The organism is Streptomyces sp. NPDC012510, from assembly GCF_042955065.1.
Classification (GTDB): Bacteria; Actinomycetota; Actinomycetes; order Streptomycetales; family Streptomycetaceae; genus Streptomyces.
Genome location: NZ_JBIBEN010000034.1, coordinates 16252 through 28613, shown reverse-complemented (window position 1 = coordinate 28613; position 12362 = coordinate 16252). Strand labels below are relative to the sequence as shown.

Below are 12362 nucleotides of genomic sequence, written 5' to 3'. Positions count from 1 at the left end.
CCCGATCAGCGGGGTCACGGACTGTTACAAGGAGGCCCGCATCGCGTAGCGGGCGCGGAGGTCATCCGCCACCTTCTGCTGCGCCCGCTCCCGCCGCGGGCGCGATGAGGCGGACGCAGACTCATCATCGCCCTCGGCCTTCGAAGCCCTCAGGGGCGACGAAGGCTCGGGCGGCAGGGTGCTCTCGGAGGCGGCCGCCGGCTCCTCCGCCGAGGTGTCCCGGTGCGGTGTATCCAGGGGCGAGAGCGCGCTCTCCTCGCTCCCGTCGTCGGGCCGCTCTTCCAGTAGCCGCAGCACCGCTTCCGGCACCTCTTCCCGCACGGGCCCGCGCGGGTTCTCAGCGGTCCGCTTGACCAGGGCCCACCGCGCGTCCGCCGGAGACACGCCAGCCGCGGCCAGGATATCCGTGCACGCCTGGGCCACCTCATCCAGCGACGGCCGTACCTCGGGCTCGTGCGCCAGCATCGACGACACCAGCCCCATCAGTTCCTCAGGCACACCACTCAGATCCGGCCCCTGGGCGGGGTTGGCAACCTGGGCGGCGATCGCCTCCCACATCGCCCCGTCGTAGGGGTAGTGGCTGGTGGCGGCGTACAGCAGCACCGTGCCCAGCGCGTACACATCCGCCGCAGGAGTCACATGCGGCTTGCCCCTCGCCTGCTCCGGAGGCATGCACCGCACCGTTCCGATGATCATGCCGCTGTGGGACAAAGACTCGTGGGCTGAGTCCATGAAGGCTCCCAGCCCGAAGTCGATGATCATCGGGCCGTCATCGCTCAGGATGATGTTCTGCGGCTTCAGGTCCCGGTGCAGCAGCCGCACCGCATGCACCGCCCGCAGCCCCTCGGCGAGCAGCGCCCCGAGGCTGGCCACCAGTGGTGCTGACAATGCCCCGTGCTCGGACATGTACTCCAGCAGCGTCCGGCCGGGCACGTACTCCATCGCGAGCCACGGCTGATCCGCGTACGGGTCGGCATCCAGAAAGCGGGCCACCCGGTTCGTCCCCACCACCGTGCGGGCGATCAGCGCCTCCTTCTCGAAGCGCTGCCGTGTCACCGGGTCGAGGCGGTCACTGCGGATGACCTTCACCGCCACCGGCGACCCCACGGGGGAGTAGGCGAGATAGACCTCGCCCATGCCGCCCGAGCCCAGCCGACGTGCCACGGTGTAATCGCCGATCCGCGTGGGCCCCCCGCTCATACGCCCCAACTCACCCTTCACGCAAATCTGCCGAGCAGCTCTTCGCCGATCACTCTAATCGTCCGGCCGACCACAGGAAGGGGCTCCTCGCAACAGCCTGCACCGATCAGCCAGCGAGCCGAGCGGGGTGCTTTGTGGCCAAACGACTTCAGTAACTCCTTCAGGTTTCAGCCCTGGATGCCGTCAAGTTGTCGAGGAGGGTGTCGGCGACGGCCTCCTCGTAGAGGGCTCGGTTTGCGTGCTTCATCGTGTCCGCGAGCTCTGGGTCCCACGGCGTGGGGTGCGGCTTGCCGCGGAGTGGGATGTGGTCGTCCTGGGCGATGCCGGTGCGGTAGTCGGCTGCGGTCATCGTCCAGGGGCGTGCGTTGTGGCGGGAGATGAGCTGGTTGGTCATGTCGATGCCGGGCCAGTCGAAGTCGCCGTGGTAATGCAGGGTTCCGCCGCCGTCGGTGATGGTGCGGGTGAGGCGGTGGAAGGCTGTGGAGGGTCGGCCTTCGGCGCAGATCAGCGGTGGGCTGTCGGGCCCGAGTTCTTGTGCGGCGCGCCGCAGGACAGCCGGGTTCTCGCAGGCGTAGACGATCGGAAGGCTGACCGTGATGGGCAGGGTGACCAGTTGGTGGAGGGTGATGTGGAAGGGGGTCCCGTAGGCGGCGGCACCGGTGAGCCACTCGCCCAGGCCCTGTCCGTGGGCGGGGAGGTTGAGGACGAGGACGCGGCTGGCGAGGTCGTCGACGATGACGTCGAAGGCATCCCACAGCTCCCGGCGTTCTTCGGCGGTGGACGGCAGCGGGACGCTGTGGGCTTGGGCCAGGGCGCGTAGGACGAGGCCGGGCAAGGGCCCGCGGCCGTGGTTGAGGGCTTTGGTGTCGCCGGTGACGGTCTCGGCGAGGGCGGGCAGCATGAGCGGCGGGGTGTCGGCGGACCGAGCGTCGAGGTGCTCCAGAACCCGGACGGCGCGGGCGAGCGCTGATGTATCACCTTTGTTGATCAAGGTGGTCAGCGTGCCGTCGGCGGCAACGCCGCTCAACCAGGCCCGGTACCAGGCGTGCCTGGCGTGGAGTGGGCTGGACTCGGCTTGAGTGAGGAGCTGGGTGCGGGCGTTTTGAAGGGCGGCCCTCTCGGCGGGGCGGTTGCGCAGCGGTCCGCCGGCTTGGGTGAGAAGCCCTGCGAGCGTGGCCCCAGTGGCGGTGCGGATGGCGGCGTCGAGGTCGGCGAGCCGGACGGTGATCTTCGCAGTGCCGGGTGGGCGGTAGGTGCCGGTGAGACCGATAAGGGCTTCGCGTTCGGCGTCGGTGGGTGCGCTGACGCTGATCGTGCCGTCGAGGCTCCCACCGGTGCGTTCCAGCGAGCGGCGGGCGGCTGCCAGCAGGCGCGTGTATTCCGGCTGCAGGTAGCGCTCGCGGGCTGTCGCAGGGGTGGTGGTCATACCTCGTCCGCTCCTTCGTCCGACTGGTCATCTGGGCCGTCGTCGTCCAGGTCGGCGAGCAGGCCGTCAGCGGCGGGGGCGTGCCGGCTGGGGGTGAAGCCGAGGAGAGAGGAGGCGAGTTCGTCCGATCCGGGGTAACCGAGATCGTCGAGGATCTGCTGTCCGTCCCAGAGCATGAGCATGGCCGAGACGGTGTGGCTGGCCTTGTCGTAGTTCATGTCGTAGTGCGCGATGCGCGGGACGGTCGGGTAGGTGATCCACAGGTCATGCCCGGTCATGAACAGGTCGAGATCGAATTTGACGGTCAGGGCGAGCAGATCGGGGCGGTACTGCTCGTCGATGCCGGCGAAGGCTTCGTCCAGGGCGATCAGACGGGGGCAGGTTGGGCGGGCGGAGCCGTACTGGGCGTGGGCTGCGGCGAACAGCGGAAGGTGGATGGAGGCGGATTTCTCACCCCCGGACATTTCGCTGTGCTTGGAGCGTGTGAGCTTTTCTTCCTTCTCGCCGGGGCGCGACAGCAGCAGTTCGAAGGTGCGCCAGGACCGGTAGTCCAGGACGTCGGCGATGATCTGCTGGTAGGTCTTGCGACGGTCGCGTGCTTTGCCGGCGCGGATCTGAGCCCTCAGCAGGGAGCGCAGTTCGGCCAGTCCGGCGGGGCCCAGGGCGGCTGCGTCCTTCTTCAGTAGCTGGTTGACCGCGCGCTCTTCGTCGGTGAGGGCGTCGGACTGCACCCACCGGATGCCGACGGTGGTGCCGGAGGACATGGGTTTGGCGCGGGTGTCGGCGTCCATGGCCTTCACCAGGTTGCGTGCGTCGATGGTGCGGGAGTGGATCTGCTGGGCCAGCCCGGTCAGCAGAGCGTCTTCCAGGACGGTACGTTCGCGGTCTTCCAGCAGGATGCGCTGGTCGGCGACCTGCTCAGCCAGACGTCGGCCGAACTCGGCGACGGGGGCGGGGCCTTCGGCGTCGGAGACGCGGGCAAGGATGATGTCGCCGTCCGGTTCCCACTCCAGGTGGTAGCCCTGATCGGATTCCGCGAGTGCGTTTTCCAGATCGGTCAGGGCGGTCGAGATCTTCGTGGTGGTGGTCTTGAGGACATTCTCGGTGGCCCGGCGGCCGCGGGTAGCGGTATCGAGGGCGTCCAGAAGCGCGACCGTGGTGGACGGCAGAGCGCTGCGGGCGGCCTCATCCGGGGGCAGCTGCGGTGGGTGCGCGGTGAGTTGCGTGATCACACGGGCGGCGGCCTGTTCCGCGGTGGGCCACACACTGACCGGTGTCCAGGCTGTGTCGGTGGGGGCTGCCAGCAGGCGAAGCAGGTCGGGGCGGGTATAGGGCTCCAGGCCGGCGGTGGTGCGTAGTTGTTCGTCCAGGGCAGTGGTGAGGGCATCACCGATGTGATCCAGGGCGTTCTCGGCCGTGGTGAGCCGGGTCTGCTGAACCTGGGCCTCTGCGTCGGCCTGTTTGTAGGCCGCGTTGGCGTCGTCCAGCGCCGTCTGGGCTTCCTCGAGCTGCTTCTGGAGGTCGCGAAGGGGAGCGTCGAGCACTGCCTCCTCGGTGCGCAGGCGTTCCACCAGGGCCTCGTGGTCGGCCTTGCGGGTGTTCAGCGCCTCGGTTTGTTCGGCGTAGTCCTGGCTCTGCTCGGCGATGCTCCCACGGCGGTCGTCAAGATCCTTGTCGGTGTCGCGGATGGAGGATCGTGTGGTGTGGAGGGCATCGCCAGCGGTGGCGAAGTCGTTGACCGCGCGTTCGACCTCGGCGAGTGCTTCGGGCTGGGTGGGCAGGCGGGCCGCGGTGGCGGCGCGGCGCAGCTGACGCTTCGTGTCGTGGGTGTTGGCGATGGCCAGATCGAGGGCCCTGCGTGCGACATCCCGCCGTTCGCGGGCGCCGGCGAGCTGGACGGCGGTGACCTCGACGTCACGGACCGCCTCGGCGATCGGCGCGGTGGGCGGCAGCTGCCGGCGGGCGGTGTCGAAGTCTGTCACGGCCTCGGCGGCGGTCTGCTGCGCGGCGACCAGGTCGGCGAGATCGTCTTCCAGCCCGTTGATCGTCTGGTCCAAGGCGCGCAGGCGTTCGCGGCGCCGGGCAGCGCGGGCGGTGGCGCCGATGTACTCGGGCCGGACCTTCGGGTGGGCACCGAGCTGGATCCCCAGAGTGAACTGCGCGCGGGTGCTCACCGCGGGAGTGTCGCCGATGTCGGCGCCGAGGTCGTCGGCCAGACGGACCGAGGCCAGGACCGCAGCAATCGCCTCGGGCGGCACCTGGGACTGTTCCTCGTCAGGGACGAGGACGTCCGCCAGGGTGCGACCGGTAGGGCGCTGGGCGGCGGGGAGCGGCAGCAGGTAGCCGTCGGGCTCCCTCTCAGTGAGCGCTTGGACGGTGGCGTCGGCGTGGGGGTGAAGCCAGGCTGTGAGCAGCCCCGCCCCGTACAAGGCGCCTTCCACCGCCGCGGCCTGCTCCTGTGGCAGGTGGTCGGCAAAGCGGACGAGCCGCCACAGTGGCGCGCCGGCACGGCCGCTACGGTCTGCCGGGCGCAGGTCGCTGACGGGGGGCGCGTCATCTCGTTCGGCGGCGACCTCTGCGCGTTCGGCGCGGAGCGCCGCGAGCTTCTCCTGCATCTCGCTATGACGGCGCTTGAGGGAATCCTGGTGGGACAAGGCGCTGGTGCGGCGTTCGTCGGTGAGGGAGCGGAAGACCTCGGGCAGTGCGGACGCATCCGGTTCGCCGACGGCTTCCAGCGCCGCCGTCAGAGTCGGCGCGTTAGAAGTGATGAGAACGGCTGTTGGCTCCGTGCCCGTCCACCGCTCGATCATCTTCCGCAGCTCGGTAGCCGCGTCTGATCGGGCGGTGGCGAGAGTGTCGGCGGCCTGGGAGCAGGCGGCATCGTAGTCGGTGACTTCCTTGTCGGCGGCGTCGAACCGGCCCTGTTCGCGGCGCTGGTCCTGAGCGGCGCGTTCGGCCGCGTCCAGGTAGCCACGCACTTCACCGATGTCATGGCGACGTACCGTGGCCCGGCTCTCGACGTGGGTCAGAAGGTCACCGGCGAGGTCCAGCGGGTCGTCATCAGTGATCAGATCGGCGGCCTGTCCTGCCGACAAAAGGGTCTGGGTGTGCCGGTCGGCAGCGCTGCGCAGCTCGCCGAGCCGCTTCTCGACCCGGTCTGCCTCAGACGTCAGGCGGGCCAGGCGCTGCCCCATCTTCTCCAGGCGGCTTTGGGTGCTGGCGATGTCCTTGCCCTCGTCACGGACGCGGTCACGGAGCTCTCGCAGCCCAACCTCCTTTTTCAGCGCGTCGTGGTTGCGGAGTCCGTCCACGTGGGCACCGAGCTTCTTGCGCTTCGTATCAGCCTCGTCCCGGGCAGCCTTCGCGGCCTGGAGGGCGGCAGCAGCCGCACGGCGGTCCTGCGCCGCTGTGGCGATCTTGTTGCAATGGCCGACCGTGGCCTCGCAGCGCGCGTTGATCTGCTCGACGCGGTCCCGGGCGTGCGCCCCCAAGTAGGCGGTGTAGTCCCGCAGGAAGTCCTGGACGGCGCCATCGGCCTTGGCCAGGGAGTCCAGCACGGCTTGGATTTCGGCGAGGTTTTCGAAATCCCGTGCGGCTTGGGCGATCAGCGCCTCGTCTACGGGCCGCAGGCCCGCCGTCAGAGTGTCGGAGAGCTTGTCCGGGTCGAGGTCTTTGGCCAACAACGGGCGGCGCAGCTGGAGCAGCAGGTTGACCAGCTGGGCGTAGCGCTGAGGACCCAGGCCGAACAGGCGATCGTCGATGGCCTGCCGATACATGGTGGCGGTCTTGCAGACCGCGTCCCGGCCGATGAGCTTCTCCAGTTCCTTCTTGCGCAACGGCCGGGAGTCGGCGCTGAGCAGGCCGAAGTCCACGCCGATCCGGCCGTCGGTGACAAAGAAGAAGCGGCCTGGGCGTTCCTTGCTCTTCTGGGCCAGCAGGCCGATGCCGACGGTCACCGCCTCCAGCAGCTCACCGTCGGCGGTGGCTCGGGTGAACTCCATCCACACGTACCCGTACGCCGATTCCTGGCCCCGGTAGAGCAGGTTGGACTTCATCGTGCGTTCCTCGCCACTGAACGGATCCAGTCGGCGCGGGTCGATGCTGCCGTCGAGGACCAGAGGGAAGAGCACCTCCAGCGCTTTGGTCTTGCCCGACCCGTTGTGACCGCGAAGGACGAGACGGCCGTCGGCGAAGACGAACTCCTCGTCCCGGTAGTCCCACAGGCCGATGATCCCGGCACGTGTGGGCTTGAAACGGACGGTCGGAGCGTCGCAGGAAGGGCTGGATTCGGCGGGCATCATCAAGAGGAGTCCTCCGCGGCCGAGAAGTCGAACGCAAACTGCCCGTCAGTCTTCGGGCGGGGCAGGACGGCGGTGATGTTGCGGTAGCGGCCGGCGGCCGGGCGAACCAGCACACCGCCGGGCACCGGGTGCACCAGGCGCAGATCAGCCAGGAGGGCGAGAGCCTCGGCCAGCAGGCCACGCGGGTCGGCCTGCCACTTGTTGGTGAACGAGGCCGGGCCGAACTCCTCATAGAGTTCGTTGATCATCTCGTGCAGGCGTGCGTCCTCAACCAGCGGCAGGTCGGGGGCCCGGACCGCCTCGTCCACGGCAGGGGCCATGCTGCTGTCAGCTGGGCGCGCGTCCAGCGCCAGAGCGTCCAGCGTCCCGCCGTGGGGCAGCGCCAGGTCGATACGGGCGAGCAGGTCGGCGTGTTCTTCCAGGGGATCTGGCGGTCGCATGCGCTTCAGCTCGCGGGACCGGTCGGGGTCTTCCTGCAGGTCAGCGACCTTGGCAAGGAGCAGGCCGGCCGTACGGTTGACCGCGCCGCCGCGGCCCGGGAAGCGCCGGTCGGTGAAGTGGCCGGTGGTGTCGACGAGCATGATGCCCTCGGCCCGGCGCTCGATCTGCAGCCCTGTCAGCCGCACCAAGTCCTCCGCGAGCGTGGGTTGCCGCAGCGCGGCGGCGGTCTCCGGATCGGCGTCGGCGAAGTACACCACCGGATATTCGATCACCGCACGACGCGCCCGTTGCGCCGCATGCCGGCGGCGGGCATCGCGGCCGACACCGCTGGGCGGCGCCTCCAACAACCCGGCGGCGCTCGTCAGGTGCTGCAGGGGCTTGCCAGGACGGAACAGGGCGTTGCACAGCTCATGGTCGATGTCGAACAGCGCGTCCCCTCGATCCGGATCGCGGGCCCAGGCTTGAGTCGAACCGTCCGAGACGCGCAGGGCCCCGTACTGCACCAACCAGTCCATGACGTCAACGATGGCGTCCTTGTGCCCCGGGGCGGTCGGGTCGAAGCCGAGGTGATCGATGGCGTTGGCGTGCGGACTGAAGTCCTTGACCAGGTCGGCGAGGGCGATCTCGACCCTGGAACCATGCAGGCAGGCAAGGACCAGGCACAAGTACGCCAACCGCCGCCGGTCGAACGGCCTCCTGCCGCTGTTGGCCGCCACGATCGCCTGGCTTCCGTCGAACGCGTCCAAACGCCTGATCAGCCTCGCGTGCCGGGCGGTGGTGTGCAGGGAGTAGCCGAACAGCGAGCGGAAGTCCTCGGACAGCTCGTCCGCCCAGCGCAGCACCACCGATAGCGCCCCGGGGCGGGGGTGGCTCTCGCTGATCACGCTGTGCAGCAACACCAGCCGGGCGGCCTCCTGGTACGAGCCCAGCTGCGCAGGTTCTACCGTCGCAGCGACCCGGTGTACGGCGGCCATCAGACAGCCTCTCCCCGGCCGGGCCGGGCGGGGCCGGCAGGGGAGAGTTCCAGGGTGAAGCCGGGCAGCACCAGCGTGCCGTGCACGGTACGCAGCCGACTACCGGTCTGGCTGGGCTTGAGCCGCAGCGTCATGACGTCGCTCGTGCCGGTGGCCGACCTCAACTGCCCGGCGACCACGGTCCGGGCCTCCAACGCCCGCGTGAGCAGCTTCAGCACCGCCCGGGTCTCGGCCTCGTCCAGCACCCGTTCATGCGGACCGTGCTCCAGCAGCCGCTCGGCCGCCGCCCGCTCCGCTGCCCGGACCGCCCGCTGCTGCTCCCGCAGCCGGGCGCGCGCCCCGCGCTCGGTACGGATCGGCTGCGGGCCCCCTGGCGAAGGTCGCTTGCCATGGCGGAACAAGCTGATGCTCACCTCGACGCCGGGAGCGTCCCACCACGTGGAGCGGGACGAGATCTGCTCACCGTCGTCGTGGGCACCGCCCAGATGGCGGGCCGACCGCAGGTCGAACGCTGCGGCGATCAGCGCGTTCGCCGCCTGCTCATCCGGTGCTCCCGCGACCCAGGCCGCCAGGTGCCGCAACTGCGTGGTGCGGCTCACCCCGCTCCGCCGCGACTCGGTGACCTGCCGCAGCAACGCGATCACACCCGAGATGGCTGTGCGCGTCGCCCCCTGCAACTGGTCGGCCTTCGACTCCGACACCTCACTGCCCAGGAACCACTGGCGAAGTCCCACCCAGCGCCGCCGCCAATCCTCCTGGCGGGCGTCCGGCCGCATCATCGGCCGCTCGTCTGCCTCCGCCGCCCGCTCCAGCAAGGTTTCGATCCCGCTGTCCTCCACTGCGCGGACCGCCTCAGCCAGCCGTGGCGTGTACCGCTCCAGCTCAGCAGAGAAATCGCTCATGTGCGCCAGCAGGGCGTGCTTGTGCCGCAGGAACGTCTCTGGAGAGATGTCCGTGGTCCGCACCACGTCGTTCAACGTCAGATAGAACCGTGCGGCCCGGCGGGCCATGTCATCCAGCACGCTGTCCAGCCGGGAGAGCTTGCGGTAGATCTCCTCCCGGTCCGCACTGAGGTTCGCAACGGCCAGGGCCTTCAGATCGGCCAGGATGTCGGCAAACACCAGCCGGGACAGGTTGGCGTCCTCCACCCGCGCGCCGAGCACATCCTCCACTGCCATGTAGGCCCGGTAGCCGATCTCTGTGAACTGGTACACCGACTGCCTGTTCCGGTATGCGGCCAGACTTCCCGCCCGGGCGGCATCCTCCACCCGACACAGGACCCGGCCGCCGTCTCGCTCACGGTCCCGGTCCCCGGACAGGACATCCAGCATTGCCCGCAGATTGAGATCGGGAACGGCTGGGACGTCGGCATGGTCGGCGGCCAGTTCCTCCAATGCTGCCGCTACGTCGTTGGTGTGTACCTGTACTTGGTGAACTGCACGGAGGGCGTTCATTGCCCGCAGCACCCACAGATACGACGCCGCATCGTCCCGCTGGGTGAAGTTGAACAATCTCAGCCGGTCACCAAGCACCAGACCATCAAGATCGAACGACCCCAGCGAGCCGGAACCGTCAAACTGCGGCACCTATTCCCCTCCCTGCAGCTGTGGACACCCGGGGCAGCCATCAGCTTCGACTCTGACACCCCCCTATGACAAGCAGCGGACTGATACACGGCCTGATCTCCTTCTGGATCAAGGCGTCGTATGGCGGCGTGCTGACAGCCCTGCCGTGTCCGTTTGCTGCCTTCGTGGCTGCTGGCGACGCGGGCGATTGCTGACTTTTATTGCCGGGTAGGGCTACCTAGCTGAAGTCAACGTTTTTGTTGTCCGCTATGGTCGCGGTCTATTTGCTTCAACGTCGATGCTGGGTTGCTAGTGGATCTTCTGCTGCTCTAGCCATTTGAACACGTCGGATCGCTTATATTGGACTTTTGCGTTCCGTCCTCGTCCGAGCTTGTAACCCTTGAGTCCCAACTTGGCGGCCTCCCTGTAAACCCAGCTCTCGGACATATTTAGCATGGCGGCCAGTTCCGTCGTGTCCATCAGTATTGGCTCGGTGGTGCGGCTCTTCTGTGAGGCGGATCTCGTACTTGCGATACTGCCCATGCTGGTCTGCTCTTGCGGCACTGACTTTCTCGTTTCGTTCCAGGCGGCCACGTGGTCGTGGTTGGCTGCACCGTACAGGTCGGCTTGTGCAGCCCAAACATTTCCGCGCTCTGCCACCGCCAAGTGTCGGCGCGGATAAGAACAATGGTGGTGGGAATCCCCGGTTTTGCTAACCGGGGATGCTCTGCTATGTTCCGCGCCGCGTTTCCGGGCTGTGCGCCTTTGCGGGTGGGGCATGAAAGGGGTCGGCTTCCCTTTCTGAGCGGGGTGTGCCCGGGCCGGTGGGACCCTTCACTGGAACCTCTCGCGGGTGCGAGGTGTCACCCCTGATGGGGGCCGCTCCGTCGCCTGGAGTGAGCTGGTAGGCAGGTGGGCATGTCAGCCCCACGTCGTCTGACAGTGAGTCAGATAACTCAGCAATGGGTCAGCGTGAGCTCTGCTAGAGAGGGTGGAAGGTGATCAAACGTGCGACTGATCGCGCGTGTGCTGTGACGCTCGCTGGTTGATATCGCAAAGGTTGTTTCTGCAAATTTCGATGCGATCGTCTGCGCTGCCGCTCTCACCATCCCGGCCGCGCCCGCCTGCCCCACAGCAGGCCGCGCGGCTCCGGTGGCGGCGGAGTGCCGGGCCGCAGCGGCCAGGCCAGCAGCATGCCCGCGACGAAGCCGACGACGTGCGCCACGTAGGCCACGGTGCCCGCGCTGGAGACGCCCTGGCCGGAGGAGTACACCGCCTGCAGCCCGAACCAGAAGCCCAGCACGATCCACGCCGGCAGCCGCAGCGGCAGGAAGACCAGGAAGGGTACGAGGACCCAGACCCTGGCCTTCGGGTACAGCACCAGATACGCGCCGAGCACCCCGGCGACCGCACCCGACGCGCCGATCAGCGGGTCGGCCGAGTCGGCGTTCGCGAGGGCGAAACCGTACGCGGCCGCGTACCCGCACGCCACGTAGAACAGCGCGAACCGCACATGCCCCAGCCGGTCCTCGATGTTGTTGCCGAAGATCAGCAGGAAGAGCATGTTGCCGAGCAGGTGCAGCCAGCCGCCGTGCAGGAACAACGCGGTGACGACGGACAGCGCGGGCGACTTGTCGTAGCCCGGCGGGCCCAGCGCGCAGCCGCCCGAGCGGGTGAGTTCGCCGGTGGGTACCAGCTGGGGCAGCTGATGGCGGATCAACTCCTGTGGTATCGCCGCGTACTGCTCCAGGAACGCCTGCGTGTGGCACAGCCGTGCCAGCTCGCTGTCACCGGGTACGGAACCGGCGAGACCCGGCATGAAGACGAAGACGAAGGCGCTCGCGGCGATCAGCACGTAGGTCACGTAGGGCGTACGGCGCACGGGGTTCACGTCATGGACGGGGATGACCACACCGGACTTCTGCCCTGCATACGGGGCCGGAATCAGGCGGGCCGGGCCTGGTGCCGGCCGTCGGTGAACGTGCGGGGCGGGTGGTGCGTATGACTCCTCAACCGCGGATCTACGAACCTACGTGAGGAACAGGCGATGAACGACCGAGTTGCCCCGGCGATGCACGCCACCCCCGATGGTGAGGCCGAGCTTTCGCTGGTGGTGCGGCTGCCCTGGGAAGACGTGGCCGCGCTCGGCCAGGAGGCCGGGCGGTTGGCCGCGCGGATGCAGCGGCCGGTGACGCTGGACGAGGCGGTCAGCCATCGGCTGCGGTCCGCCCGGCCGGCGGCGCACGCGAAGCCCGCGGCGGCGGGGCCGTCTCCGGCTGCGGGGACCTCTGCGGTGACGTCCGCCGCGTCGGTGTCCGCGTTGCCCTCGCGGCCACCGGTGGATCAGGCGCGACAGGCGATCGATCGGATCACCGGTACGTCGGCCGTGTGACGGGGCGTGGTGGGGGTGCTGTGCGGCGCCGGGTGCGAGTGCGGGTGCGGGTGCGTCGTGGCT

General features: G+C 68.7%; 8 protein-coding genes. 1 reads left to right on the top strand and 7 read right to left on the bottom strand.

Features of this window, described 5'->3' with window-relative positions:
- Nucleotides 1-24 precede the first annotated feature (24 nt).
- The 7 genes from ACFY9I_RS39215 to ACFY9I_RS39185 all read right to left on the bottom strand — a co-directional run bounded on the left by ACFY9I_RS39215 (nucleotide 25) and on the right by ACFY9I_RS39185 (nucleotide 11819).
- A complete protein-coding gene (locus ACFY9I_RS39215; RefSeq protein ID WP_391011400.1) occupies nucleotides 25-1200 on the bottom strand; it encodes a protein kinase in 1176 nt (391 codons plus the stop codon).
- Nucleotides 1201-1360: 160 nt separating this feature from the next.
- Complete coding sequence (locus tag ACFY9I_RS39210) at nucleotides 1361-2626, bottom strand: TIGR02679 family protein (RefSeq protein WP_391011398.1); 1266 nt, start codon at nucleotides 2624-2626, stop codon at nucleotides 1361-1363.
- A complete protein-coding gene (locus tag ACFY9I_RS39205) occupies nucleotides 2623-6927 on the bottom strand; it encodes a TIGR02680 family protein (protein WP_391011395.1) in 4305 nt (1434 codons plus the stop codon). Before ACFY9I_RS39205 ends, ACFY9I_RS39210 begins: the two co-directional genes overlap by 4 nt.
- On the bottom strand, nucleotides 6927-8342 hold the full coding sequence (locus ACFY9I_RS39200; RefSeq protein ID WP_391011392.1) for a DUF2398 family protein: 1416 nt from the start codon (nucleotides 8340-8342) through the stop codon (nucleotides 6927-6929). The genes ACFY9I_RS39205 and ACFY9I_RS39200 overlap by 1 nt, the downstream gene beginning before the upstream one ends.
- Complete coding sequence (locus tag ACFY9I_RS39195; protein ID WP_391011389.1) at nucleotides 8342-9928, bottom strand: TIGR02677 family protein; 1587 nt, start codon at nucleotides 9926-9928, stop codon at nucleotides 8342-8344. Before ACFY9I_RS39195 ends, ACFY9I_RS39200 begins: the two co-directional genes overlap by 1 nt.
- 288 nt (nucleotides 9929-10216) lie before the next feature.
- Entirely contained in the window at nucleotides 10217-10387 is a 171-nt protein-coding gene (locus tag ACFY9I_RS39190; RefSeq protein ID WP_391011529.1) for a helix-turn-helix domain-containing protein, read from the bottom strand.
- 622 nt (nucleotides 10388-11009) lie between these two features.
- Nucleotides 11010-11819, bottom strand: coding sequence for a rhomboid family intramembrane serine protease (locus tag ACFY9I_RS39185; RefSeq protein ID WP_391011386.1), 810 nt, complete (start codon nucleotides 11817-11819; stop codon nucleotides 11010-11012).
- Nucleotides 11820-11954: 135 nt separating this feature from the next.
- On the opposite strand from ACFY9I_RS39185, the gene ACFY9I_RS39180 reads away from it, so the two are divergent.
- Entirely contained in the window at nucleotides 11955-12299 is a 345-nt protein-coding gene (locus ACFY9I_RS39180) for a hypothetical protein (RefSeq protein WP_391011384.1), read from the top strand.
- Nucleotides 12300-12362: the final 63 nt, after the last annotated feature.